We start from the raw sequence: 26,256 nt of genomic DNA, 5'->3' as shown, positions 1-26,256 counted from the left end.
AAATAGACGCCGCAAATATTACAAAATAAACCTATGGTGTCAATGGAGGATCCATTTCAATTTTCTAAAATCGGATCAAGATCACATTTTTTGCGCAAAAAAGGATATTTTTTAATCAAAAACATCCTTTCACATCGAACTTTTCAGAATTTTGTCTATACAATGATCGCTCTATTTTGAGCAATTTATTCTTCTTTTTGATTTATTCCAGAAGGAATAATGAATATTTTTTAAACAAACTAAGCACATTCCACCGAAAATGAAATCACTTCTTTAATACTTTCAGCACCTAATGCAATCATAATTAGACGATCGACCCCTAAAGCCACACCAGAAGTATTTGGAATGCCTGCTTGTAAAGCCCCGAGAAAACGATAGTCAATTTCACGCTGTGGCAAACCTGCTTTTTCCCGTAGGCGATTGTCTTTTTCAAAACGGTATTGTTGTTCACGTGCATCCGTGAGCTCATGGAAACCGTTAGCTAACTCTAAGCCTTTATAATAGAACTCAAAACGTTCTGCCACACGGCTATCTTCTGGGCTAAGCTGTGCAAGCGCGGCTTGGGAAGAAGGGAAATGATAAACCGCAACAGGCGCCTCTTGTCCGATTTTCGGCTCCACCACTTCACTGAATAGAAATTGTAATAAGGTATCACGATCTTCATCTTCATCTGCCATGAAGTTGTGTTTACGCGCCGCTTCCACCAGCTCTTGACGAGTGGCTGATAATGGATCTAATCCGACATATTCTTGGAAAACAAACTGATAACTTAAGGTTTCTGCCGGTTTACAATCGAGGATCTGTTGTAACAAATCATCCACTTCATTCATCAGACGATACATGTCAAAGTGCGGTCGATACCATTCAAGCATGGTGAATTCCGGATTATGGCGATTGCCCGCTTCTTCATTACGAAACACTTTGCCAATTTGAAAGATCGGTCCACTGCCCGCCGCCAGTAAACGCTTCATGTGATATTCCGGACTGGTAGAAAGCCAGAGTGTTTTTGAGAGTTCATCAAAAGGGGCAACAAATTCGGTATTAAAGGTGGAAAGGTGAAGATCCGTTACGCCAAATTCACTTAAAACGGGCGTTTCCACTTCTAATAATCCACGTTCAGTAAAGAACTGACGAATATCCGCAATGATTTTGGCTCGCGCCAATAAGTTTTTAATTGAAGCGGAAGGTTGCCATTCTGTTTTTTTATCGCTAAGTGCGGTCATTTTTTTCTCCGTTTTCACCTTTAAAATGAATAAGACTATTGTAAACAAGAGCGATTTTTAACTCAATAATCCGACTAAATCATTCTTAAACGAAAACGGTTATCATCTAAAAAATATAAAAAAAGTAACTTTTTTGAGTTAGATCACACTTTTGATATTTTATCCGTTTATTCCGGAAAAAAGGTTACTAATTTGTAAACAAAAATGGCAGAATGGCAATATATCCCCTATTTATTTAGGGCATTTTATTTTTTTACTTTCTATTGATTGGAGGATATCGTGCAAACGGTTAATGTCGATATTGCTATTGTTGGTGCCGGTGGCGGCGGTTTACGTGCAGCAATTGCAGCAGCAGAAGCAAACCCTAACTTAAAGATCGCATTAGTTTCTAAGGTTTATCCTATGCGTAGCCATACGGTTGCAGCAGAAGGTGGTGCGGCCGCAGTAATTAAAGAGGAAGATTCCTACGATAAACACTTCCACGATACCGTTGCCGGTGGTGACTGGTTATGTGAACAAGATGTGGTGGAATACTTCGTTGAACATTCTCCAGTAGAAATGACTCAACTTGAACGTTGGGGCTGTCCTTGGAGCCGTAAAGCTGATGGTGATGTGAACGTGCGTCGTTTCGGTGGGATGAAAATCGAGCGTACTTGGTTCGCGGCAGATAAAACCGGTTTCCACTTATTACATACTCTTTTCCAAACATCCATTCAATATCCACAAATTCAACGCTTTGACGAGCACTTCGTTTTAGACATCTTAGTTGATAATGGTCATGCTCGCGGTATGGTGGCGATGAATATGATGGAAGGTTCACTTGTTCAAATTAATGCAAACGCGGTTGTGATTGCTACTGGCGGTGGCTGTCGTGCATTTAAATTCAATACCAACGGCGGTATCGTAACAGGTGATGGCTTATCAATGGCATATCGTCATGGCGTTCCTCTTCGTGATATGGAGTTCGTCCAATATCACCCAACCGGCTTACCGAACACCGGTATCTTAATGACTGAAGGTTGTCGTGGTGAAGGCGGTATCTTAGTGAATAAAAACGGCTACCGTTATTTACAAGATTATGGTCTAGGTCCTGAAACCCCAATCGGTAAACCTGAAAACAAATATATGGAACTTGGTCCACGTGATAAAGTTTCACAAGCGTTCTGGCAAGAATGGAAAAAAGGTAACACCTTAAAAACGGCAAAAGGTGTTGATGTGGTTCACCTTGACTTACGTCACTTAGGTGAAAAATATTTACATGAGCGTCTTCCATTCATTTGTGAATTAGCAAGTGCTTATGAAGGTGTAAACCCAGTTAATGAACCAATTCCAGTTCGTCCGGTTGTTCACTACACCATGGGTGGTATCGAAGTCGATTTCAACAGCGAAACTCGCATTAAAGGTTTATTTGCTGTGGGTGAATGTGCGTCTTCTGGTTTACACGGTGCAAACCGTTTAGGTTCTAACTCGCTTGCAGAATTAGTGGTTTTAGGCCGTGTTGCAGGTGAATATGCCGCACAACGTGCAGCAGAAGCACAACCAGCAAACCGTGCAGCAGTTGATGCACAAGCACAAGATGTTGTGGCTCGCCTTGGGGCGCTTTATAACCAAGAAGGTAATGAATCTTGGTCTGAAATCCGTGACGAAATGGGTACCGTGATGGAAGAAGGTTGTGGTATCTACCGTGACCAAGAAAGCATGCAAAAAGCAGTAGATAAAATTGCTGAGCTTAAAGAACGTTATAAACGTATTCGTGTTGCAGACCGTTCAAGCGTATTCAATACCGATGTGCTTTACACCGTAGAATTAGGTTACATTCTTGATGTGGCACAATCTATTGCCAACTCTGCAATTGAACGTAAAGAGTCTCGTGGTGCACACCAACGCTTAGACTACACTGAACGTGATGATGTGAATTATTTAAAACACACCCTTGCTTACTACAATGGCGATGATGCACCGCGTATTGAATACAGTCCGGTGAAAATCACTAAATCTCAACCAGCAAAACGTGTTTATGGTGCTGAAGCAGAAGCGGCAGAAGCGGCTGCGAAAGCTAAGGAGCAAGCAAATGGCTAATTCACCAGTAATGACTGTAGAAGTATTACGCTACAACCCAGAAAATGATCAAGAGCCACATTTAAGCTCTTATCAAGTACCTTATGATAACCAAACCTCTCTTTTAGATGCGTTAGGTTACATTAAAGATAAACTTGAACCGTCTCTTTCTTATCGCTGGTCTTGCCGTATGGCGATCTGCGGTTCTTGTGGGATGATGGTGAATAACAAACCTAAATTGGCTTGTAAAACGTTCTTACGTGATTACAGCGGCCATATGCGTATTGAACCATTAGCAAACTTCCCGATTGAACGCGACTTAGTGGTTGATTTAAGCCACTTTATCGAAAGTTTAGAGGCGATTAAACCTTATATTATTGGTAACGAAGCACCACCGTTAGATGGTAAACCACATCCATCAAAAGAATTGCAAGTAAGCCGTACTAAACAAACGCCGGCACAACTTGAAAAATATCGTCAATTCTCAATGTGTATCAACTGTGGTTTATGCTATGCGGCTTGTCCACAATTTGGTTTAAACCCTGAATTCTTAGGCCCTGCAGCGATTACAATGGCACACCGTTACAACCTTGATAACCGTGACCATGGTAAAGCACAACGTATGCCATTATTAAATGGTAAAAATGGTGTTTGGAGCTGTACTTTCGTGGGTTATTGTTCTGAAGTGTGTCCAAAACACGTGGATCCAGCTTCTGCAATTAACCAAGGCAAAGTGGAAAGTGCCAAAGATTATGTTATCTCAATGCTAAAACCAAAAGGCTAAGGGGAAGAATATGTCAGTAACAATAAGTAAACGTAAAAAATATGTTCGCCCAATGACGGCTACTTGGTGGCAAAAATTGGATTTCTACAAAGCTTATATGGTACGCGAAGCAACCTCTATCTTTGCTGTATGGTTCTGTATCGTATTGCTTTACGGTGTACTTTGCCTGGCAAGCAATCCTGTACCAGGCTTAGGCATTGTTGATTTCATTGCCTTCTTAAGAAATCCAATTGTGGTGTTCTTAAATATCATCACATTAATTGCGACCTTATACCACACTGCAACTTATTTCGTGATGACACCAAAAGTGATGAACATCATTGTTAAAAATGAACGTTTACCACATCACGTATTAAGAAATGCACTTTGGGCAGTTACGGCTGTAATTAGTGTTATCGCATTAATTTTAGTTTATATGTAGGGAGAGAAAAAATGGTCGATCAAAATCCAAAACGCTCTGGTGAACCACCAGTATGGTTGATGTTTGGTGCTGGCGGGACTGTCAGTGCGATTTTCTTCCCTGTTGTGATCTTAATCCTTGGTTTATTGTTACCATTCGGATTAATTGATCCACATAACCTAATTACATTCGCTTATTCTTGGATCGGAAAATTAGTTATCTTAGTTTTAACCATTTTCCCAATGTGGTGTGGTTTACACCGTATCCATCACGCGATGCACGATCTTAAAATCCACGTGCCAGCAGGCGGATTTATCTTTTACGGCTTAGCCATAATTTACACAATCTGGGTGTTATTTGCTGTATTAGGTTTGTAATTTAAAACACTAAATTGATAATAAAAGTGCGGTCAAAAATGACCGCACTTTTTTATTCTCGAAGAATAACCAAAATATTTTCTTAATCTAGAAAAACAAAAAACCCGACATGACGTCGGGTTTTCTTTTATCAAAAACTTTGATAATTATTCTGCAACAACGATAACATCTAATGTTGCAAATACTTCGCCGTGAAGTTGGAAACGAACGTCGTGGTCACCAAGAGTACGGATTGGACCATTTGGTAAACGAACTTCGCTTTTCGCAATTTCAACGCCTGCTGCAGTTACTGCTTCTGCTACATCACGAGTAGTGATTGCACCGAATAAACGGCCTTCCTCACCAGCTTTAGATGCGATAGTTACAGAACCTAATGCAGTCACTTGTGCTGCACGAGCTTGAGCTGCTGCTAAACTTGCTGCTGCCGCTGCTTCTAACTCTGCACGACGTGCTTCAAAGTGTTCAATGTTAGCTTTAGTTGCCATAACTGCTTTACCTTGTGGGATTAAGAAGTTACGAGCGAAACCAGATTTAACATTAACTTGATCACCTACGTTACCTAGGTGAACGATTTTATCTAAAAGAATTACTTGCATTTCCTAACTCCTTCTTAATTGTGATGAGAATCAGAGTAAGGTAATAACGCTAAATAACGAGCGCGTTTGATTGCGCGTGCTAATTGGCGTTGGTACTTCGCACGAGTACCGGTAATGCGGCTTGGTACAATTTTGCCGCTTTCAGAAATGTAGTTCTTTAATGTAGCGATATCTTTGTAATCGATTTCAACAACATTTTCCGCTGTAAAACGGCAGAACTTACGACGACGGAAATAACGTGCCATTTGGCTGTCTCCTAATCTATAAATTCGATTTGCTCGGCATGCAATACTAATTGCGTTAAACCATTTGAGGTTTTATGTGAAGTTATAAACCCCACCACAAGAAGTTTACTGCCGACCGTAATGCTTTGAGTTTTTTCTATTAACTGATTGCCACTGACTTGAACTGGCATCTTTAACCACGCTTGGCGTGATAAACCACTTTCGACTTGTTCGGAACGATGTTCCAGCCAAAACTGGCAATGCACAATCCCGTTAGGGCTTTTGCTTCGTTTAGGTAATTGACACACGGTGCCGATTAACGAGAAGCGATTATCAAGTTTTGAATTACTCTTCAGCATCCTCAAAATCGTTGTTTTCAACTTCAGCTAAAGGTTTACGTTCTTCTTTAGCCGCTTTCATTGGGGACGCTTCGGTTACGGCGTGCTTAGTATGGATAACAAGACTGCGTAATACAGCATCGTTATAACGGAAAGTCGTTTCTAGCTCGTCGATGACTTGTTGAGGCGCTTCTACATTCATAAGCACGTAGTGTGCTTTGTGTAATTTGTTAATTGGGTACGCTAATTGACGACGACCCCAATCTTCTAGGCGATGAACTTGACCACCAGCTTCTTTAACAGAACCTGTGTAACGTTCGATCATACCTGGTACTTGCTCGCTTTGGTCCGGATGAACCATAAACACGATTTCGTAGTGACGCATTACTGCTCCTTACGGGTTAATCAGCCTTTGACGTAGATTAGCCACCAATCTGCAAAGGCAAGGAACGAAAAAATGAACGTGGCTAAGGGCGCTGATTATACAGATTTTTTTTCAGACTTCAAATAATTTGTATGCTTTTCAAACAAAAAAAGCCGATATCAACATATCGGCTTTTCTTTTCATTTCTAAATTAACGGCTACGGAAAATGATACGACCTTTGCTTAAGTCATAAGGTGTCATTTCTACAGTTACTTTATCGCCCGTTAAGATACGAATATAGTTTTTACGCATTTTGCCAGAAATATGTGCAGTCACCACGTGACCATTTTCTAACTCAACGCGGAACATGGTATTTGGTAAGGTTTCCAAAATTGTGCCTTGCATTTCAATGCAATCTTCTTTTGCCATTTTATCCTCTAAAATAATGATTTTTTTGACCGCACTTTTTGCGGCTATAAATGAAAAACGGGCGAATTATAGCCGTTTTTAATGTTAGACGAAAGATTAAAATAAAATTGAACAGAAAAAAATCACTTTTTTTACTAATTTGTAAGTTGTATCAAGACTTAGGAATGATTTACAAAAGAAATACAGGCTCTATAATAACCGCACTTTTCTTATTAAATAATACTTATGAATTCAAAAAAACACTTAGGCCATACAGCCCGTAAACGTTTCGGACAAAACTTTTTACATGATACTTCTGTGATTCAAGGTATCGTGGCAGCGATTTACCCACAACCCAATCAATTCTTAGTAGAAATTGGTCCAGGGCTGGGTGCATTAACAGAGCCAGTTGGTGAACTTGTCGATCATCTTACTGTGGTAGAGCTTGACCGAGACCTTGCAGAACGTTTACGTCATCATCCATTTTTACATCAAAAGCTCACCATTATTGAAACGGATGCGATGCAATTTGATTTTGGTGAGCTTTATACAAACGAGAATTTGGCAGAAAAAGGTCAGAAATTACGTGTATTTGGTAACTTGCCTTACAACATTTCTACCCCATTAATGTTCCACCTGTTTAAGTATCATGATGTGATTCAAGATATGCACTTCATGCTGCAAAAAGAAGTGGTCAAACGCTTATGCGCAGGGCCAAATAGCAAAGCTTACGGTCGTTTAACCATTATGGCGCAATATTTCTGCCAAGTGATGCCCGTACTTGAAGTGCCACCTTCTGCATTTAAACCTGCACCAAAAGTGGATTCAGCCGTTGTGCGTTTAATTCCGCATAAAGAATTACCGCACCCTGTAAAAGATTTATATTGGTTGAACCGTGTTTGCTCCCAAGCGTTCAATCAACGCCGTAAAACACTGCGCAATGCACTCTCCACGTTATTTTCACCTGAAAATCTAACCGCACTTGGCATTGATTTAAATGCACGCGCAGAAAATTTGGCTATCGCAGATTATGCACGTTTAGCGAACTGGTTGGCAGATAATCCACCAGCAGATGTCAATAAAGATGAAATCTTAGATTCAGAAGAGTAAAAGAGCGGTCAAAAATGGCAACCTATTTCGTCGGTGATTTGCAAGGCTGTTATGATGAATTACAGCTTTTATTAGAGTGTGTGAACTTCAATCCAACGCAAGATAAACTTTATCTTGTGGGGGATCTTGTCGCGCGTGGGGATAAATCACTTGAATGTCTTCGTTTTGTTAAATCACTTGGCAATGCAGCACAGACAGTGCTTGGCAATCATGATTTACATTTAATTGCAACTGCACTGAGTATTAAAAAAGTAAAACCGCGTGATCGCGTTGATGCCATTTTTAATGCACCCGATTTTGATGAACTGATTCATTGGTTACGCCATCAGCCCTTACTTGTGCATAATGAAAAGTTAAACTTCCTGATGGCGCATGCAGGTATTTCGCCTGATTGGGATTTGGAAACTGCGAAATCTTGCGCGGCCGAAGTGGAACAGATTTTACAAAACGGTGATTTTCATTATCTCATTGAAAATATGTATTCTGAACAGCCTGATCGCTGGTCGCCAGATTTGCAGGGCTTAGCGCGTCATCGTTACATTATTAATGCGTTCACTCGAATGCGTTTTTGCTATTTAGATCATCGCTTTGATTTTGCTTGTAAATCCCCTTTAAAAGATGCACCAGCGGAGCTCACGCCTTGGTTTAATTTAGATAATCCACTTTATAAACAAATTCCCATTGTATTTGGACATTGGGCAAGTTTGGTCGATGAGCCTACTCCACCAGGTATTTATGCCTTGGATACAGGATGTGTGTGGAATAATCGGATGACCCTGTTGCGTTGGGAAGATAAACAGCTCTTCACACAAAGTGCGGTCAAAAATTACAGTGATTTTTAAGGAAACGCCATGCTCTCGCTCAATGCTGAATCTTGCGAACTGTTCAATATTCCTTTCTACCAATTCGCCCAGATGAAGAAATTTTGTCCGGAAGATATTCCTGCGATCAAAGCTAATTACAAATTACATTGGGATAATTGGAAAGCGATTATCCAAGAAGTTGCAAAGCAACTCGGCATGCCTTTTGCAAAACCGCATATTGAAAGTTGGACCAATGGTTGGCAAGTCCGCGCGCATTTTTTCGCTTATTTTAAATACGAGTTCAACCAAAATTCTGCAGCAATCTTTTCTGTGCTGTTAAATCGTCGCCGACTAAGAGTATGTTTAGATTGGCATTGCTATCGTGCAGATCGCTCCCAAATTAATGTACAACAATATAATCAGTGGCTTGCTCAATTTAATTTCAAACAATTTGCTGATTTTGATATTTGGCGAGAAGATGAAAGCGAATATGATGATTTTCGCCAGGTGAAGAGCATTCCTGAAAAAGATCTTCTCTTGCGTTCAGAGGACGATTTTTGGTGTATTGGGAAAAGTATTGAAAAAGATCAACTAAGCCAAATTGATCCTGTTTTATTTATCACGCAAACCATCCAACAATTACAACCGCTTTACGATCGCTGTCATCAATAAAGTGCGGTCAATTTCCATTAAATTTTTTCGCCTTGTTTATTTGTTATGCTATCATTACATTAGTTTAACATTTTTAACAATTTTGCTTTTAGGAGTACTTTATGAAAAACGTCGTGATCGTTGGCGGTGGCGCTGGCGGCATTGAATTAGCGACATTTTTAGGTGACAAATTAGGTCGTAAGAAACAAGCTAAAGTAACGCTTGTTGACCGCAATGCGACCCACTTGTGGAAACCTCTATTACATGAAATTGCAACAGGTGTCATGGATGATGGTATGGATTCTCTGAGCTATCGTGCTCACGGTAAAAACCATCATTTTAGCTTCGAGCAAGGCTCAATCACACGCATTAATCGTGAACAAAAATATGTTGAGCTTGCCCCTGTTTATGGGCAAGAAGGCGATATGCTTGTAGTTGCGCGTCGCATTCCTTATGACTACTTAGTGATTGCAATCGGCAGTAAATCGAATGATTTCAATACAAAAGGCGTCGCCGATAACTGTATTTTCTTAGATAGCTCTGATCAAGCGCTTCGTTTTCAACAAAGAATGTTGGAATTATTCCTTAAATTCTCTGAAAACCGTGCATTAGATGATATTGGTGAAGAAGAATTTAAACAGAAATTAGTCGATGAGAGCAAAGTCAATATCGCGATTGTTGGCGGTGGTGCAACTGGCGTGGAATTAACTGCTGAGCTTTATCATGCCACTGAAGACTTGTCTTCTTACGGTTACGGTAAAATTGATAATTCTTGCTTGCAAGTCACCTTAGTTGAAGCGGGCCCTCGATTACTGCCTGCTCTACCTGAAAATTTATCTGCAGCGGTATTAGATGAATTGCAAGAGATGGGTGCAAACGTGAAATTAAATACGATGATCACGGAAGCCCAACCAAACACGCTTATCACCAAAGATGGTGAAGAAATTAAAGCTGATCTGATTGTGTGGGCGGCAGGTGTTCGCACCTCAACAGTGACACAGCAATTCGATGGATTAGAGCTTAACCGCATCAATCAATTAGTGGTAAAAGATACCCTTCAAACCACAGTAGATGACAGTATTTTCGCCATTGGTGACTGTGCGGCATTAATGCAACCAAACGGTAAATTAGTTCCGCCAAGAGCGCAAGCGGCACACCAAATGGCAAAAGCTTGTGCGAAAAACATCTTTGCACTTTTTGAACAAAAACCATTAAAAGCCTTCAAATACAACGATAAAGGCACCTTGGTTTCTCTTTCAAGCTTTACCGCATTGGGTAGCATTTCAAATAAATTTGGGAAAAATCCACTAACTGTTCAAGGTAAATTTGCACAGTTTGCGTATGTGTCTTTATATCGTATGCATCAACATGCTTTGCATGGATGTATTAAGATTGGCTTGATTATTTTAGTAGATAAACTTAACCACTATTTAAAACCAAGATTGAAATTACATTAAGACAAAAAGTGCGGTCAAATTTAACCGCACTTTTTTATTTCTTAAACGAGTTGATTGTTACGCTCATAGGCATAAAGTGTATTAAACATCAGCATGGCAACCGTCATTGGCCCTACTCCACCCGGTACTGGCGTAATATAAGCCGCTTTTTGTATCGCCACATCATATTCCACATCTCCGACTAATTTGCCATTGATACGGTTAATCCCTACATCAATGACTGTTGCCCCTTCTTTAATCCAATCGCCTGGAATAAAACGAGGTTTACCCACAGCTACCACTAAAACATCTGCCTGACGGATATGATGCTCTAAATCTTTGGTAAAACGGTGTGTCACTGTGACAGTAGCGCCTGCTAATAATAATTCAAGCGACATTGGACGACCCACAATATTTGATGCACCAACGATCACCGCATGCTTACCGTGTAAATCAATACCTGTGGTTTCTAATAATTTCATCACACCATAAGGGGTGCAAGCGCGTAAAGTTGGGATGCGTTGGCATAAACGCCCCACATTATAAGGGTGGAAACCATCCACATCTTTTTCAGGGCTAATACGCTCAATCACTGATGTGCTATTAATTTGTTCAGGCAATGGAAGCTGGACGAGAATACCATCAATGCTTTCATCGGCATTTAATTGATCTATCAGTTGTAGTAGTTCTGCTTCTGAAGTTGTTTCAGGTAAATCATAGGATTTTGAAACCATTCCGATTTCCTCACAACTTTTTCGTTTACTGCCTACATAAACTTGAGAAGCGGGATCTGCCCCCACCAAAATTACCGCAAGTCCTGGTGCACGTTTACCTTGAGCACGATAATGTTCAATTTTATTGGCAACATCCGATTTGATTTTTTTTGAGAGTTCAGTACCTGAAATAATTTGAGCAGTCATGCGTTTTTCCTCAAGATGGCATTAAGTAAACGTTTGCTATTTTAACTGACAACGCCTTATTTTACAAAGACAACAAAAGTGCGGTTGAAAAACTGGAATAATTTTGAGCAATTGAAAGAGGAATCTAAAAAATTAATTGACTGAAAAGAAAAGCTCACTATAATTGTGCTCAATCGTCGGCGAGTAGCGCAGCTTGGTAGCGCAACTGGTTTGGGACCAGTGGGTCGTAGGTTCAAATCCTATCTCGCCGACCACTTCTTTTATATTTCCCTCGAAATTCCATACAAAAGATGTAACCCTTAAAATGCGCCCTTAGCTCAGCTGGATAGAGCAACGCCCTTCTAAGGCGTGGGTCAAAGGTTCGAATCCTTTAGGGCGTGCCATTATATACATTCTCAAAAAATCAAATCATCTCACAAAGTCATAAGTCATTGTTTTGCAATGTAAATATTGGTAAATTTTTACATTAAAATATTTACCAAATTATTTTATACAAGTATTATTCATTTCGTTTCATACCGAATGAAACTTTTATGATATTTCGGATATTTTTTATTTAAAGGAATTAAACCTAATGAAAAAAACACTATTATTTGTATGTTTATTTGGAAGTGCATCTCTTGCTTTCGCAGAAGATACCGCAACAAAAACTGAAGTTTATACTCAAGTAGGAAGACTCGACGAGCGTATTACTGAAACTCGTTCAGTTCTTGATAATCGAATTACAAATGAGCGTAAAGAACTTGACGATCGCATCACGGGTGTCGATGTTCGACTAAATCAAACGGACAAAAGTTTAAACGATCGTATTAATGAAACAGATAAAAATCTCAACAACCGCATTAATGACGAAGTAGGGCGTTTAGATAGAGATATCACAGAAAATCGCCGAGCATTAGATGAACGTATTACGAATACTCAAACTGAAATTGATAATCGTGTAACAACTGAAGTGGGACGTCTTGATGATCGCATCACCAATGCTCAGAAAGATTTAAATAATCGTATTACTGGTGTTGATGAACGTTTAAACCAAACAGATAAAAAACTAAATGATCGTATTAATGAAACAGATAAAAATCTCAACAACCGCATTAATGATGAAGTGAGTCGTTTAGATGGTCGCATTACTGAAGATCGCCGAGCGCTCGATGAACGAATTACGGAAAATCGCAAAGATTTAGATAATCGTATTACGGAAAACCGTAAAGATTTAGATGAGCGAATTACGGAGAATCGTAAGGATTTAGATAATCGTATCACGGGTGTAGAAGAGCGTGTTACGGATACCCAAAAAAATCTAAATAACCTAGATAACCAAGTAAAAAATAATACAAACAATATTCAAACGAACAGAACTGATATCGATGATCTAAAAAATAGAATCAGCCATAATTCTGCAAGTAATACTCAGAACGCCAAAGCACTTGCTGATAAAGTAAACAATAACGTGCAAAATATTGCGAATAACGCTTCACGTTTAGATCACTTATCAAATCAAGTGATGACAAATATAAAAGAGATTTCTGATTTACGCTCTGAAATGACACGTTCTACTGAATCATTGCGCTCAGATTTAAAACACAACGTGAAAAAATTACGTGCAGGGATTTCTAGCGCTATTGCGTTAACACAAGTCCCCCAAGCAATTACTTCTGGGGAAAGCGTGCTTGGTGTAGGTGCAGGAACTTTCCGTAATGAAAGTGCGCTAGCAGTCGGTTATTCTCGTGCTTCTGATAATGGCAAACTGCTATTTAAAGTTGGCGGTACTGCAAGTAGCCGCGGTGATTTTGGTGCGGGTGCAGGTGTTGGTATACGTTGGCGCTAACTAAACACTCGTATAAATAACAAAAGCACGCTTAATGCGTGCTTTTTTATATCCATAAAATATCAATAATCTATGATTTTAAAAATGCTCGGATATTTATAAAGGATTGTAATTTGAATGGCGGTGAGAGGGGGATTCGAACCCCCGATGCACTTTCGCACATACACGCTTTCCAGGCGTGCTCCTTCAACCACTCGGACATCTCACCGTTTTGAAGTGCGTGAAATATAAAGATTTATCCAAGATTAGTCAAGTTTTTTGAGCTAGAACATAAAAAATCCTTTTCCTTTTAGCTAAAATATAAACTTATCTCTTTTCTATCGTCGTATTTTTATGCAAATCAAATTACTCTTTTCTAAAAATGTGTTTCTGGCCGTAAAACCATTTAGCGCATTGAAAGAATCTTTCCGTGAAGGTTACGGAAAACAAAAATTGATTAAAGATATTATCGCGGGTCTCACCGTGGGCGTCATTGCGATTCCACTTTCCATGGCTTTAGCCATTGCTAGCGGTGTGCCACCACAACACGGTCTTTATACCGCTATCGTAGCGGGGATCGTAATTGCGTTAACCGGTGGATCGCGTTTTAATATTTCAGGTCCAACCGCCGCATTTGTTGTGATTTTATATCCCGTCACCCAACAATTTGGGCTCAGCGGATTACTCATGGCAACGCTACTTTCGGGAATTATTTTAGTCATCATGGCGTTGTCTCGATTGGGACGACTAATTGAGTACATTCCTCTACCTGTTACACTTGGCTTTACCTGCGGGATTGGGATCACCATCGGCACCTTGCAAATCAAAGATTTTTTAGGTTTAGACATTGCCCAGATGCCACCTCACTATATTGAAAAAGTGCAAGCTATTTTGACCGCACTTCCGACGATTAACTGGGCAGATACCGCTGTTGGTGTGGTCACATTATTTGTACTCACCCAATGGCATAAACTTCGTTTACCCGTGCCAGGTCATTTACCTGCGGTCATTATTGGGACACTCATGGCATTAGCCTTAGGACAATTTGGCTTCTCCGTTGAAACGATTGGTACGGCATTCCAATATACCTTATCTGACGGTACAACAGGACATGGTATCCCTAATGTCTTGCCTGAATTTGCCTTACCTTGGAATATTCCTAATGCACAAGGTGAAGTCCTCAATTGGAATTTTGATCGCATACAAGATATCTTGCCTGCCGCCTTTTCAATGGCTGTATTAGGCGCGATTGAATCGCTACTTTGTGCTGTCATCTTAGATAATATGACGGATACCAAACATCATTCCAATAATGAATTACTCGCCCAAGGTTTAGGTAATATTATTTCACCATTCTTAGGCGGCATTACGGCAACTGCAGCAATTGCACGTTCTGCAGCCAACGTTAAATCTGGGGCTGTATCACCAATAGCCAGTGTAATTCATGCACTCTTAGTTTTATTCTCGCTATTATTCTTTGCAAATGCCCTGTCTTATTTGCCACTCTCTTCTATGGCTGCATTGCTATTAATGGTAGCTTGGCATATGGCAAATGTACCTGAAATTATTCGTTTGGCGCGTCGCTCCACAAAAAACGAAATTGCTGTGTTGTTCACCTGCTTAATTCTCACCGTGTTATTTGATATGGTAATTGCCATCTCTGTCGGCGTATTATTAGCGAGTCTCTTATTTATCCGCACCATTGCAGAAATGACAAAAGCGATTGAACAACCTGCACCAGAAGATTTAAATGATGTATTAGCTTATCGTATCAGCGGTCCACTCTTCTTTGCTGCAGCGGATAAACTCTTTGCGGATTTGCATGATAAAACCGTCCATACGGATCACGAGATCAAACATATCGTGTTGCAATGCGATGCCGTGACTGTGCTGGATACCGGCGGTATTCATGCACTCACTCATTTTGTACAGCATATGTTGCCACATCAACAAATCTACTTGTGCAATATGCAATTCCAACCACTCAGAATGTTAGTAAAATCTAACTCTGTGCCTGAATTGCAAAAAATTAACTATGGTACAGATTTACAAGATGTGTTTAATAAAATTCGTGAGTTTGAACAAGCAAATCCATAAAACACTAAAAAGCGTGCTAAAATAAGCACGCTTTTTTTATCAATAAAAATAAAGGAATTCAGAATGCGTCCAAATAATCGTGAAAATCATCAGCCTCGTCCAATTAAAATCACCCGCAATTACACGAAACATGCTGAAGGCTCAGTATTAGTGGAATTTGGTGATACTAAAGTTTTATGTACGGCGAGTGTTGATGAAAGCGTACCGCGTTTCTTAAAAGGACAGAATCAAGGTTGGGTGACAGCAGAATATGGCATGTTACCTCGCTCTACACACAGCCGTATGCAACGTGAAGCGGCAAAAGGCAAACAAGGTGGACGCACCATGGAAATTCAACGCTTAATCGCTCGCTCATTACGTGCTATGGTTGACTTAGAGGCCCTTGGCGAACGTTCTATTACCTTAGACTGTGATGTGATTCAAGCGGATGGCGGTACAAGAACAGCCTCCATCACCGGTGCCGCAGTGGCATTATGTGATGCCATCAACAGTTTAATCGCTAACGGCACATTAAAAACCAATCCAATCAAAGGTCTGGTTGCGGCGATTTCGGTTGGAATTGTTGAAGGTGAAGCCGTGTGTGATTTGGAATATGTAGAAGATTCAGCCGCTGAAACAGATATGAATGTTGTGATGATGGAAGATGGTCGCATGATCGAAGTGCAAGGTACTGCAGAAGGTGAACCGTTCAGCCACGAAGAATTACTTACCTTATTAGGCTTAGCCAAACAAGGCTGCGAACAAATCTTCGCTGCACAACGTGAAGCATTAGGTTTATAGGAACAAAAAATGGAAAGCTACAAAATCGAATTTATTAAATTCGCCTTGAGCCGAAACGTGCTTAAATTTGGTGAGTTTGCACTAAAATCAGGTCGAAAAAGCCCTTACTTTTTTAATGCAGGATTATTCAGCACTGGCGCAGATCTTGCTCGCTTAGGTGAATTCTATGCGAAGGCAATTCAGTCAAGTACGGTCGATTTTGATGTTATTTTTGGACCTGCCTACAAAGGCATTCCAATTGCGACGAGCGTTTCCATTGCACTATTCAATCAATTTAACCGTGATACGCCTGTTTGCTTTAACCGCAAAGAAGCCAAAGATCACGGTGAAGGCGGTAATTTGATCGGCAGCCCATTAACCGGCAATGTGTTATTAGTTGATGATGTCATCACTGCTGGCACGGCTATTCGTGAATCCATGGCACTTCTTGAAGCCAATCACGCGAAATTAGCCGCTGTCTTTATTGCATTAAATCGTCAGGAAAAAGGCAAAGGGGAACTTTCTGCCATCCAAGAAGTAGAACGCGACTATCAGTGCCAAGTGCTTTCCATTATTGATTTGGATGATTTAATGCAATTCATTGAAAAAGAACCCGATTATCAGCAATATTTACCTGCGATGCGGGCTTATCGTGAAAGTTATGGTGTGTAATTCATCACTTGAAAAATAAGAATAAAGCCATATTAATGTAAGGGCAGGCATTTGCGTCTGCCCATTATTGTCAAAAGACCTTTTGACCGCACTTTAGGGGAAGAGAATGTATTTTTTTGGAAAGATTATCGGCGTTTTTCTCGGTTTTAAATGGGGGGGCTTTTTCGGCGCCATCGCTGGACTGATTTTAGGCTCTATCGCAGATAAAAAACTTTATGAGCTTGGTTCAGTTAACTCTAGCTTTTTTAAGAAAAAAACGACTCGACAAGCACTCTTTATGCAAACTACTTTTGCGGTACTTGGACATTTAAGTAAATCCAAAGGTCGTGTGACAGAAGAAGATATTCAACTGGCGAATCAGTTGATGAACCAGATGCAATTAGATGAGAGCCATCGCAAACTTGCTCAAGAAGCCTTCCGTCGTGGTAAAGAAGCGGATTTTCCATTGCGTCAGGTGATTCGTGAGTTCCGCATTGGATGTGGACAACGTGCTGACTTACTGAGAATGTTCTTACATGTGCAAGTGCAGGCTGCCTTTGCTGATTCTCAATTACATGAGTCGGAAAAAGAAGTTCTTTATGTGGTAGCCGAAGAACTTGGTCTTTCCCGTATGCAGTTTGAGCAAATGCTGGCCATGGAAATTGCCGCTCGTCAATTTACCCAAGGTGGATTCTATCGCCAATACCAACAAGGCAGCTATCAACAGCAAGGTGGCTACCAATACCAACAACAAGGCGGATACCAACAATCTTCAGGCCCAACACTAAGCGATGCTTATAAAGTATTAGGTGTGAGTGAAAGCGATGATCGCAATGCCGTAAAACGTGCATATCGTCGTTTAATGAATGAACATCATCCGGATAAATTAGTTGCTAAAGGCCTACCGCCAGAAATGATGGAAATGGCTAAAGAAAAGGCGCAGCAAATCCAAGCCGCTTACGATTTAATTTGTAAAGTGAAAGGCTGGAAATAGTGCGTGTTATCCTCGCCCCCATGCAAGGGGTGCTTGATCCTTTCGTTCGCCGGCTTTTAACCGAAGTGAATAAATATGATCTCTGCGTCACTGAATTTGTCCGCGTGGTGGATCAACTCTTACCTGAAAAAGTCTTTTATCGTCTTTGCCCTGAACTCAAAAATCAGGGCTTTACTCCTTCTAAAACACCTGTTCGTGTCCAACTTTTAGGTCAACATCCAAACTGTCTTGCTGAAAATGCCAATCGTGCCATTGAGCTTGGCTCACATGGCATTGATTTAAATTGTGGCTGCCCATCCAAAACTGTTAATGGGAGCAACGGAGGTGCAACACTTCTCAAACAACCTGAATTAATTTATCAAGCGACTCTAGCCTTGCGAAAAACCGTACCTAGTCATTTACCTGTCAGTGTGAAAGTGAGATTAGGTTGGGATTGTACTTCACAAGCGTTTGAAATTGCCGATGCCGTACAACAAGGTGGCGCCACTGAAATTACTATTCACGGTCGAACTAAAGCCGATGGCTATCGTGCCGATCGCATCAATTGGGAAAAAATCGGTGAAGTGAGATCTCGCTTGACGATCCCAGTGATTGCTAATGGTGAAATTTGGCGTTGGGAAGATGGTCAAGCATGTTTGAAAGCGACAGGTTGCGAAGATCTAATGGTCGGGCGTGGTGCATTAAATATCCCAAACTTAAGCCTTGTACTCAAACAAAATTGCGAAAAAATGCCTTGGGTGGATATTCAAAAAATCTTGCAAAAATATGCGGAAATGGAAAATTTCCATGATTCCGGTTTTTATCATGTTGCTCGGATCAAACAATGGCTACGCTATCTTAATAAAGAATATCCTGAAGCAGATATCGTTTTTGAACGAATTAAAACCAGCAAAACTGCAGAAGATCTTAGAGAAAGACTCTATCAGAGCTAAAAAAGTGCGGTCAAAATAGACGGCTTTTTTAGCATTACCCCCACTCGTACGATGAGTGCTTACACTCAAACAAAACTTGACCAAAATCAAAAAGCTATCATACAGAATCAGTAGAATCGATGAGGCATATACCACAAAAAAGGAGAGGTGCCTTATGAAGACTCGTCTATTGCTTTCTAGCTTACTTATCGCATTAAGCGCATCATCATTTGCCCAAACGCATAAAGCGCATTGGTCTTATAATGGAAAAGAAAGCCCTGAACATTGGGGTGATTTGCTCACCGAATATCAAACCTGTAAGCTAGGGAAAGTTCAGTCGCCTGTTAATCTGGAAGCAGATAACGGCATGAAAGTGGCAAATAAACCACTTAAGATGAATTACTTCCCTGCGGAGTATCAAGTAGAAAACAATGGACATACCGTGCAAGTTAGCGTTGCACAAGAAAATGCACCATTTATTACGCTCAACAACAAACCATTTTATTTAAAACAATTTCACTTTCACACACCGAGTGAACATACTTTTAAACGCCAACATTATCCTTTAGAAATTCATTTTGTCCATCAAAGTGAAGATAAAGCTTTGGCAGTTGTTGCCGTAATGGTCAATGAAGGCGAAGCGAATCCAGCATTAGCACCGGTAGTTGAGAAAAAACTCACCGTTGGACAAAAAGAAAAATTGGATCAACAGATTGATATTAAAGCGCTAATGCCAAAAGAGATGGCACGCTTCCGCTTAAATGGATCACTCACTACGCCACCTTGTAGTGAAAACGTGGCTTGGACCATTTTTAAATCACCAATTCAAGCAAGCAAAGCACAAATTGCCGCGATAGAAGAAATGGAAGGGAAAAACAACCGTCCAACGCAACCATTAAATCAGCGTGATGTAGAAGTTGAACAATAAATAAAAAATGCGTGGATAATCTCCACGCATTTTTTATTCAGATTAGAAAGATTAAAGGTGAATATTGCCATCATAGATATGAGTCGCATCGCCAGTCATATAAAGCGGTGAGCCTACGCCTTCCCATTCAATAAGTAAGCTACCACCAGGTAGATCGACTTGCACTTTGTTATCAAGTAAACCTTGCATAATCCCTACAGCTGCTGCAGCACAAGCACCACTGCCACAAGCTTGCGTTTCACCTGCACCACGTTCATATACACGCAACTTAATGTGGTTACGATTGACGACTTGCATAAATCCAGCGTTTACCCTTTCTGGAAAACGTTCGTGATTCTCTAATAATGGACCTAATTCTGCTACATTGGCCGTTTCAATATCGTCCACTTGAACAACACAATGTGGATTACCCATTGATACCGCACCACAAAGCACCGTTTGCACATCGGTACGTAAAATATAGTTTTTTTCAAATTTGTTTGCAGTAAAAGGTATTTTATTGGGTTCCCAAATCGGCTCACCCATATTGACGCGAATTTGCCCATCTTCTTTTACCGTTAAAACTATCTTTCCTTTTTGCGTGCTTACTGCAATATCCTTTTTATTGGTCAACCCTTTTAAGGTGACAAAACGCGCAAAACATCTTGCCCCATTTCCACATTGCGACACTTCACTGCCATCGGCATTAAAAATACGATAATGGAAATCTAAATCTGGATCATAAGGTGGCTCAACAATTAAAAGCTGATCAAAACCAATGCCACGATGACGATCAGCTAAGCGTTTAATGGTTTCAGGGGTAAAATAGGCATTTTGCGTCACAGCATCAACAACGACAAAGTCATTGCCAAGGCCATGCATTTTGGAAAACTGCATGTTTCCTTCCTTGATTTGAAAATTTTTTGGCATTATAGAGAGCAATAAGCCGAATGGCAAATAGCTAGAATAGACAAAGTGCGGTCAAAAAACACGTTATTTTCTCACCGCACTTTCATCATTACATCCAAGCGTTATTACGAATGATCCCTACTGCAATCCCTTCAATTTCAAAATGAGGCTGTTCTTCAAGATTAACGACAATCGGCTGAAACTCTTCATTTTCTGCATGCAGATAAATAACTGAACCTTTGCGTTCTAAGCGTTTTACTGTCACTTCATCTTCAATTCGGGCAACAACAATCTGTCCATTTCGCACATCTTTTGTGCTATGTACGGCAAGAAGATCGCCGTCTAAAATACCAATATCTTTCATGGATTGGCCATATACTTTTAATAAGAAATCAGCTTGAGGCTTAAACATATTAGCATCAACACGATAGGTACCTTCAATATGTTGCTCGGCTAAAATTGGCTCCCCTGCGGCCACTCGACCAATGAGCGGTAAGCCTTCTTCTTCCTCATCATTTGCACCGTCATCAATAATACGAATACCGCGAGAAGCCCCCGCAACAATTTCAATTGCACCTTTACGAGCAAGTGCTTTTAAGTGTTCTTCCGCCGCATTAGGGGATTTAAAGCCTAATTCACGAGAAATTTCTGCACGAGTTGGCGGCATACCCGTGGTTTCTAAATGGCGTTTTAAGAGTTCCAGCACCTCTTGTTGTCTGGCAGTTAATGGTCTCACATACACTCCTGTTACTTTATACAGAATAACTGTTAGTATATACAGAAATATGACGATTGCAACAACTATTTTCTAGCGATAAAAGTGCGGTCAATTTTTTTCATATTTTTGACTGCTCATCATAAATCGCAAATGTAAATTTTTAGAATTTGACTGGTCGAATGTGTTAAAATGCCTGATAATACCTAGAAATGTCTAACAAAAAGAGAATATTAATTATGTCTGGCATCGTAAGTACTTATCGTAAATTATTAGAATTACCGCTTTCGGTTTTAGTAAAAAATAACCCTATTCCCGCTCAACCCATCGAAGAGCTTCAACTCAATATCAATCAACCCATTCTTTACGTTTTACCTTATACCTCTCAAACTGACTTCGTGATTTTCCGTCGTAACTGTTTGAGCGTCGGTTTACCTGATCCAGCTGAAAAGAATGTGATTGATGGCGTAGCATTACCACGTTATGTCTATTTAGACGAAGGTCGCCGCTTTTTTAAATCAAAAGGCGCAAAAGATGAAACTGTCAAAGTCTTCAATAAATATTTAGAACTGCACCGTGATACAGCTGATTTAGATGTACAGCTGATCCCTGTTTCTGTGCTTTGGGGGCGTTCACCAGGTAAAGAAGATAAAGCAAGCTTACCCAATCTACGTTTATTAAATGGTCTTCAAAAAACCTTTGCTGCCATTTGGTTTGGACGTGATACTTTTGTGCGTTTTTCTCAGGCACTTTCTTTGCGTTACATGGTAAATGAGCACGGTTCAGATGAAAAAATTGCGCAAAAACTGGCTCGCGTGGCCAAAATACACTTTGCTAAACAACGTATTTCCGCGACAGGACCTCGTTTGCCAAACCGCGAAGCGATGTTTAATAAGCTCTTAAATTCCCAAGCAATCCAAAATGCGATTGAAGATGAGGCAAAATCAAAAAATATCAGCCGCGATAAAGCTTACGCTGAAGCCGAAAAAATTCTTCATGAAATAGCAGCAAATGTAAGCCATTCAAGCCTTCGTGCGGCGGATCGTTTCTTGCGTTGGTTATGGAACAAACTGTATTCCGGTATTAATGTGCAAAATGCGGACCGTGTGCGTAAATTAGCATTAGAAGGCCATGAAATTGTTTATGTGCCTTGTCACCGTAGTCACATTGACTATTTATTACTTTCTTATGTGCTCTATCACCAAGGCCTTGTACCGCCACATATTGCGGCAGGGATTAACTTAAACTTCTGGCCAGCGGGTCCTTTATTCCGTAGCTGGGGGGCATTCTTTATTCGCCGTACCTTTAAAGGTAACCGCCTTTACTCTGCGATTTTCCGAGAATATTTAGGGGAATTATTCCATCGCGGTTATTCCGTTGAATACTTTATTGAAGGTGGCCGTTCTCGTACAGGTCGCTTGCTTGCACCGAAAACAGGTATGATGTCAATGACGCTACAAGCGCTTCAACATAACCAAACTCGTCCAATTTCTGTGGTGCCAGTGTATATCGGTTATGAGCACGTATTAGAAGTAGATACTTACGCGAAAGAATTACGTGGTGCAGCGAAAGAAAAAGAAAATGCTGGCTTAGTTTTACGTGTGATTAAAAAATTGCGTAATTTAGGTCAAGGCTTTGTGAATTTCGGTGAGCCAATCACGCTTTCAAATTACCTCAATCACCATTATCCAGAATGGAAAGAACAACATCATGAAGATAAACCTCACTGGTTTAACCATGCAGTTGGGTCTGTTTCGAATCAAGTGATGGTGAATATTAATAAAGCCGCTGCTGTTAATGCGATGAATTTAGTGGGGACAGCTCTACTCTCTTCTCGTCAGCGTGCACTTTCTCATGAGCAACTATTAGAACAACTCTCTAGTTATCAAGAAATGTTAAAGAATGTACCGTATTCTACTGATGTGGTACTGCCAACTGATACACCAAAAGCGATGCTTGACCACGTATTAAGCTTAGATCGTGTTGGTGTGTTAGTTGAAAAAGATAATTTTGGGGAAATTATTCGTTTAGAACGTAATTCCGCTGTTCTCATGACGTATTACCGCAACAATATTCAACACTTATTTGTGTTGCCTTCACTTGTTGCGAGTATCGTTTTACATTATGAAGCGATTCAAAAAGATTTATTGTTGGATGCAGTACGTAAAATTTATCCATTCTTGAAAGGCGAACTCTTCCTTCATTTCAATGAAGAAGAATTAAATACACAAATTAAAGCCATTATTGATGAATTTGCGCGTCAGGACGTTATCCAAGCCAATGATAATTTCTTATCTATCCACCGCTCTAAAGTTCGTATTTTACAACTTTGGTCTGCCGGTATGCGTGAAATCTTACAACGCTACTACATTACAGTAAGCATTTTACGTAGAGATCCTGGAATTGCCCGTGGTTTACTAGAAAAAGAAAGCCAATTGGTGGCACAGCGTCTTTCTGTATTACACGGCATTAACGCACCAGAGTTCTTTGATAAAGCGGTATTCTCTGCCTTCATTGCTAACTTAAAAGAAGAAGGTTATTTCGATGATGATAAAGAAAAATTACACGAGCTTGCCACAATCTTAGAGCATTTGATTTCGAGCGAGATTTGCTTAACAATCAACGGCGCTGCAGATAAAGCAGATGAAGTTGAGATTGAAGTAGAAGAAGAGGATAAATCAAATAAAGATGAATAATCTTTACTGACATAATAAAAGGGCGTGTTGAATATCCAACACGCCCTTTTCTTTATATGATTAATTCAACCAGAAATAATATCCTATTGTCGCGATAACGAGTATACACACAATATTTAAGATAAATCCGGCTTTCACCATATCACTTTGGCGAACCTCACCTGTACCAAATACGATGGCATTTGGCGGTGTCGCCACTGGTAACATGAAGGCACAAGATGCACCTAAACCGATAATTAACGCAAGACCAATTTCCGGCATGCCGAGAGATTGCGCGATAGAAATAAAGATTGGTACTAATAACGCTGCACTTGCGGTATTGGAAGTAAATTCCGTTAAGAAAATAATGAAGGTTGCAACCAATAAACCAATGAGATAGTAATGTTGTCCTTGAACTAAGAATACAATACCGTCAGCTAACACTTTACTTGCACCCGAATCTTTTAACACCGCACTTAAGGTTAAACCACCACCGAAAAGCATCAACACACCCCAGTCTGTGCTTTCTTGGATTTGTTTCCAATTTGCCACACCCGTTGAACAAATGATAACTGCAGCAAGTAATGCGACCACACTATCAAAACTACCGATATTTTTAGCAAGACCAAATACACCTGAAATGATTGGATTAATATAACTACTAAATACCCAACAAAGTGCAATCACAGCAAAAATGACAAGCGTTAAAACGCGTTGGCCATTCATTTCAATACGTTCAAAGTTTTGTTCAAAATGTAAATTAAGTTTTGGTTTAAAGACAATGAAAAGTGTACCAATCATCAACGGCATCAAAATGAGCATAATTGGTAAGCCATACCATAACCAATCAGAGAAGGTTAAATGCAAGTTACTTGCAACAATCGCATTTGGTGGGCTACCCACTAATGTACCCATACCACCAATACTCGCACTATATGCAATCCCTAATAAGACGAAGACATAAGTATTATGTTCTTTTTCTTTATCAAGTTTACTCAAGATCCCCATCGCTAAAGGCAACATCATGGCTGCTGTTGCTGTGTTACTCATCCACATAGAAAGGAAAGCAGTAATAGAGAAAAGATACATCACAGCGACAAATAAATTACCACGAGCCATTGCCATGATTTTATTGGCAATCATTTTATCGAGTTTTTGTATATGTAAAGCTGTCGCTAAAGCAAAGCCACCAAAGAATAAGAAAATAGTTGGATCGGCAAAGGCGACTAAAGCTTGCTTGGTTGTTACCAAATCAAGTGCAATCGCAAGCAATGGCACCAACAGAGCGGTCACTGTGACATGTAATGCTTCAGTTAACCAAAGAATCGCCACAAAGGCTAATAATGCTAAACCTGCATTTTCCTTAGGTGCGAAAGGTAAAGATTTTAACAAAATAAAAAAACAGGCTATCGCCAGCAGAAAGATAATCCCACTTTTATAATTTTTAGTTGTGTTTGTTTCGTTCATGAGTCCCTCCAAACTGATTACAAATGAACTATTTTCGATGTTAAATGAATGTTACAAACTTTCAACTAACAAATGTCTAAAATGTGATCTTGTTCAAAAAAATTTTAACAAAAAAAGTGCGGTTATTTCTAACCGCACTTTAAAAAGGTCAATAATTTCAAAATTATTCTTCTTCGACGTCTTCTAAATCTAATGCTTCCTGTGAAAGAATGATACCTGTTAAATCGGCATAAATATAATCTTCAGGGAAGAATGTTACACCACCAAAATTCACTGGAAGATCACTTTCACCATGATTATTTTCATCTGCGCCAACTGGAATTGGAGCAAGCGCATGAATACCAATATCAATATTTTCAAGTTGTTGAATTTGACGTACTGCACCATAAACAATAATGCCCGCCCAGTCATTATCTGCGGCAAGTTGTGCAAGCTCAGCATCAATTAAAGCACGACGTACTGCACCACCGCCATCTACGACAAGCACTCTGCCTTCACCATTTTCTTCAAGGATCTCGGCAATTAATCCATTATTTTCAAAACATTTTACTGTCGTCACTTTGCCGTAGAAATTGCTGACGCCACCAAAGCTAGAAAAAATTGGCTCAACTACATCCACTTGATCAGCATAAATATCACAAAGTTCTGAAGTATCGATATACATAATGTAC

27 protein-coding genes and 3 tRNA genes are annotated in these 26,256 nt (G+C 40.0%); 18 read left to right on the top strand and 12 right to left on the bottom strand.

What is annotated here, in order from left to right; all coding sequences use genetic code 11:
• Positions 1-239 precede the first annotated feature (239 nt).
• On the bottom strand, positions 240-1,223 hold the full coding sequence (epmA, locus tag AC979_RS07400; RefSeq protein ID WP_049373625.1) for an elongation factor P--(R)-beta-lysine ligase: 984 nt from the start codon (positions 1,221-1,223) through the stop codon (positions 240-242).
• A gap of 279 nt (positions 1,224-1,502) precedes the next feature.
• Between epmA and frdA the strand changes: the two genes are divergently transcribed.
• The 4 genes from frdA to frdD are packed head-to-tail and all read left to right on the top strand — an operon-like array spanning position 1,503 to position 4,842.
• Entirely contained in the window at positions 1,503-3,302 is a 1,800-nt protein-coding gene (gene frdA, locus AC979_RS07395; protein ID WP_049373623.1) for a fumarate reductase (quinol) flavoprotein subunit, read from the top strand.
• On the top strand, positions 3,295-4,065 hold the full coding sequence (locus tag AC979_RS07390; RefSeq protein ID WP_049367031.1) for a succinate dehydrogenase/fumarate reductase iron-sulfur subunit: 771 nt from the start codon (positions 3,295-3,297) through the stop codon (positions 4,063-4,065). The genes frdA and AC979_RS07390 overlap by 8 nt, the downstream gene beginning before the upstream one ends.
• 10 nt (positions 4,066-4,075) lie before the next feature.
• A complete protein-coding gene (gene frdC / locus AC979_RS07385; RefSeq protein ID WP_049373622.1) occupies positions 4,076-4,486 on the top strand; it encodes a fumarate reductase subunit FrdC in 411 nt (136 codons plus the stop codon).
• 11 nt (positions 4,487-4,497) lie between these two features.
• The gene (frdD, locus tag AC979_RS07380) at positions 4,498-4,842 is read left to right on the top strand and encodes a fumarate reductase subunit FrdD (RefSeq protein ID WP_049373620.1); all 345 of its coding nucleotides are present in this window, start codon (positions 4,498-4,500) and stop codon (positions 4,840-4,842) included.
• Between the two features lie 146 nt (positions 4,843-4,988).
• On the opposite strand, the gene rplI is transcribed toward frdD, so the two are convergent.
• From rplI to infA, 5 genes are all read right to left on the bottom strand, one after another.
• A complete protein-coding gene (rplI, locus tag AC979_RS07375) occupies positions 4,989-5,438 on the bottom strand; it encodes a 50S ribosomal protein L9 (RefSeq protein ID WP_005698599.1) in 450 nt (149 codons plus the stop codon).
• Positions 5,439-5,452: 14 nt separating this feature from the next.
• On the bottom strand, positions 5,453-5,683 hold the full coding sequence (gene rpsR / locus AC979_RS07370) for a 30S ribosomal protein S18 (RefSeq protein WP_005696867.1): 231 nt from the start codon (positions 5,681-5,683) through the stop codon (positions 5,453-5,455).
• Between the two features lie 11 nt (positions 5,684-5,694).
• Positions 5,695-6,021 carry a primosomal replication protein N gene (priB, locus tag AC979_RS07365; protein ID WP_049373618.1) on the bottom strand — a complete coding sequence of 109 codons (327 nt, stop codon included), beginning with the start codon at positions 6,019-6,021 and terminating at the stop codon, positions 5,695-5,697.
• A complete protein-coding gene (rpsF, locus tag AC979_RS07360; RefSeq protein WP_005627620.1) occupies positions 6,008-6,385 on the bottom strand; it encodes a 30S ribosomal protein S6 in 378 nt (125 codons plus the stop codon). Before rpsF ends, priB begins: the two co-directional genes overlap by 14 nt.
• Positions 6,386-6,575: 190 nt before the next feature.
• Entirely contained in the window at positions 6,576-6,794 is a 219-nt protein-coding gene (gene infA, locus AC979_RS07355) for a translation initiation factor IF-1 (protein ID WP_005627617.1), read from the bottom strand.
• Between the two features lie 225 nt (positions 6,795-7,019).
• Here infA and rsmA point away from each other — a divergent pair, with 225 nt between their 5' ends.
• The 4 genes from rsmA to AC979_RS07335 all read left to right on the top strand — a co-directional run bounded on the left by rsmA (position 7,020) and on the right by AC979_RS07335 (position 10,794).
• Positions 7,020-7,883 (top strand): 16S rRNA (adenine(1518)-N(6)/adenine(1519)-N(6))-dimethyltransferase RsmA, encoded by an 864-nt coding sequence (rsmA, locus tag AC979_RS07350; protein WP_049373617.1) that lies wholly within the window; start codon positions 7,020-7,022, stop codon positions 7,881-7,883.
• 14 nt (positions 7,884-7,897) lie between these two features.
• Positions 7,898-8,725: a bis(5'-nucleosyl)-tetraphosphatase (symmetrical) ApaH gene (apaH, locus tag AC979_RS07345; protein ID WP_049373615.1), complete on the top strand. Its 828-nt coding sequence runs from the start codon at positions 7,898-7,900 to the stop codon at positions 8,723-8,725.
• A gap of 9 nt (positions 8,726-8,734) precedes the next feature.
• Positions 8,735-9,358 carry a glucose-6-phosphate 1-dehydrogenase family protein gene (locus tag AC979_RS07340; protein ID WP_049368811.1) on the top strand — a complete coding sequence of 208 codons (624 nt, stop codon included), beginning with the start codon at positions 8,735-8,737 and terminating at the stop codon, positions 9,356-9,358.
• 101 nt (positions 9,359-9,459) lie between these two features.
• On the top strand, positions 9,460-10,794 hold the full coding sequence (locus tag AC979_RS07335) for an NAD(P)/FAD-dependent oxidoreductase (RefSeq protein ID WP_049373613.1): 1,335 nt from the start codon (positions 9,460-9,462) through the stop codon (positions 10,792-10,794).
• 41 nt (positions 10,795-10,835) lie between these two features.
• Here AC979_RS07335 and folD read toward each other — a convergent pair whose 3' ends face one another.
• Positions 10,836-11,693, bottom strand: a complete 858-nt coding sequence (folD, locus tag AC979_RS07330; protein ID WP_049373611.1) for a bifunctional methylenetetrahydrofolate dehydrogenase/methenyltetrahydrofolate cyclohydrolase FolD — start codon at positions 11,691-11,693, stop codon at positions 10,836-10,838.
• A 177-nt stretch (positions 11,694-11,870) separates the two neighbouring features.
• Between folD and AC979_RS07325 the strand changes: the two genes are divergently transcribed.
• From AC979_RS07325 to AC979_RS07315, 3 genes are all read left to right on the top strand, one after another.
• Positions 11,871-11,947: transfer RNA gene (locus AC979_RS07325), tRNA-Pro, on the top strand.
• A 52-nt stretch (positions 11,948-11,999) separates the two neighbouring features.
• Positions 12,000-12,076: transfer RNA gene (locus tag AC979_RS07320), tRNA-Arg, on the top strand.
• Between the two features lie 191 nt (positions 12,077-12,267).
• On the top strand, positions 12,268-13,521 hold the full coding sequence (locus AC979_RS07315) for a YadA-like family protein (protein WP_049373610.1): 1,254 nt from the start codon (positions 12,268-12,270) through the stop codon (positions 13,519-13,521).
• Positions 13,522-13,639: 118 nt separating this feature from the next.
• Here the strand turns inward: AC979_RS07315 and AC979_RS07310 are convergent.
• A tRNA-Ser gene (locus AC979_RS07310) sits at positions 13,640-13,729 on the bottom strand.
• Between the two features lie 125 nt (positions 13,730-13,854).
• Between AC979_RS07310 and dauA the strand changes: the two genes are divergently transcribed.
• The 6 genes from dauA to AC979_RS07280 all read left to right on the top strand — a co-directional run bounded on the left by dauA (position 13,855) and on the right by AC979_RS07280 (position 19,840).
• Positions 13,855-15,597, top strand: coding sequence for a C4-dicarboxylic acid transporter DauA (gene dauA, locus AC979_RS07305; protein WP_049373609.1), 1,743 nt, complete (start codon positions 13,855-13,857; stop codon positions 15,595-15,597).
• Between the two features lie 63 nt (positions 15,598-15,660).
• Complete coding sequence (gene rph, locus AC979_RS07300; protein ID WP_049373607.1) at positions 15,661-16,377, top strand: ribonuclease PH; 717 nt, start codon at positions 15,661-15,663, stop codon at positions 16,375-16,377.
• 9 nt (positions 16,378-16,386) lie between these two features.
• Positions 16,387-17,028 carry an orotate phosphoribosyltransferase gene (gene pyrE, locus AC979_RS07295; RefSeq protein WP_049373604.1) on the top strand — a complete coding sequence of 214 codons (642 nt, stop codon included), beginning with the start codon at positions 16,387-16,389 and terminating at the stop codon, positions 17,026-17,028.
• A gap of 106 nt (positions 17,029-17,134) precedes the next feature.
• Positions 17,135-18,001: a co-chaperone DjlA gene (gene djlA / locus AC979_RS07290; protein WP_049373603.1), complete on the top strand. Its 867-nt coding sequence runs from the start codon at positions 17,135-17,137 to the stop codon at positions 17,999-18,001.
• A complete protein-coding gene (gene dusC, locus AC979_RS07285; RefSeq protein ID WP_049373601.1) occupies positions 18,001-18,933 on the top strand; it encodes a tRNA dihydrouridine(16) synthase DusC in 933 nt (310 codons plus the stop codon). Before djlA ends, dusC begins: the two co-directional genes overlap by 1 nt.
• 154 nt (positions 18,934-19,087) lie before the next feature.
• A complete protein-coding gene (locus AC979_RS07280) occupies positions 19,088-19,840 on the top strand; it encodes a carbonic anhydrase (protein ID WP_049373600.1) in 753 nt (250 codons plus the stop codon).
• Positions 19,841-19,891: 51 nt separating this feature from the next.
• On the opposite strand, the gene dapF is transcribed toward AC979_RS07280, so the two are convergent.
• Positions 19,892-20,716, bottom strand: coding sequence for a diaminopimelate epimerase (dapF, locus tag AC979_RS07275; protein WP_049373598.1), 825 nt, complete (start codon positions 20,714-20,716; stop codon positions 19,892-19,894).
• A 121-nt stretch (positions 20,717-20,837) separates the two neighbouring features.
• Positions 20,838-21,464, bottom strand: a complete 627-nt coding sequence (gene lexA / locus AC979_RS07270) for a transcriptional repressor LexA (protein ID WP_049373596.1) — start codon at positions 21,462-21,464, stop codon at positions 20,838-20,840.
• A gap of 218 nt (positions 21,465-21,682) precedes the next feature.
• On the opposite strand from lexA, the gene plsB reads away from it, so the two are divergent.
• Entirely contained in the window at positions 21,683-24,139 is a 2,457-nt protein-coding gene (gene plsB, locus AC979_RS07265) for a glycerol-3-phosphate 1-O-acyltransferase PlsB (RefSeq protein ID WP_049373594.1), read from the top strand.
• Between the two features lie 60 nt (positions 24,140-24,199).
• Here the strand turns inward: plsB and AC979_RS07260 are convergent, their stop codons facing one another.
• Together AC979_RS07260 and rraA are read right to left on the bottom strand one after the other, a co-directional pair.
• Entirely contained in the window at positions 24,200-25,585 is a 1,386-nt protein-coding gene (locus tag AC979_RS07260; protein WP_049373592.1) for a DASS family sodium-coupled anion symporter, read from the bottom strand.
• A 163-nt stretch (positions 25,586-25,748) separates the two neighbouring features.
• Positions 25,749-26,249, bottom strand: coding sequence for a ribonuclease E activity regulator RraA (rraA, locus tag AC979_RS07255; RefSeq protein WP_049368652.1), 501 nt, complete (start codon positions 26,247-26,249; stop codon positions 25,749-25,751).
• Between the last annotated feature and the right edge of the window lie 7 nt (positions 26,250-26,256).

It is taken from the genome of Parahaemophilus parainfluenzae, from assembly GCF_001053575.1.
Taxonomy (GTDB): Bacteria; Pseudomonadota; Gammaproteobacteria; order Enterobacterales; family Pasteurellaceae; genus Haemophilus_D; species Haemophilus_D parainfluenzae_S.
Note: the sequence above shows the minus strand (reverse complement) of the source record. Positions and strands in the feature narration are given on the sequence as shown.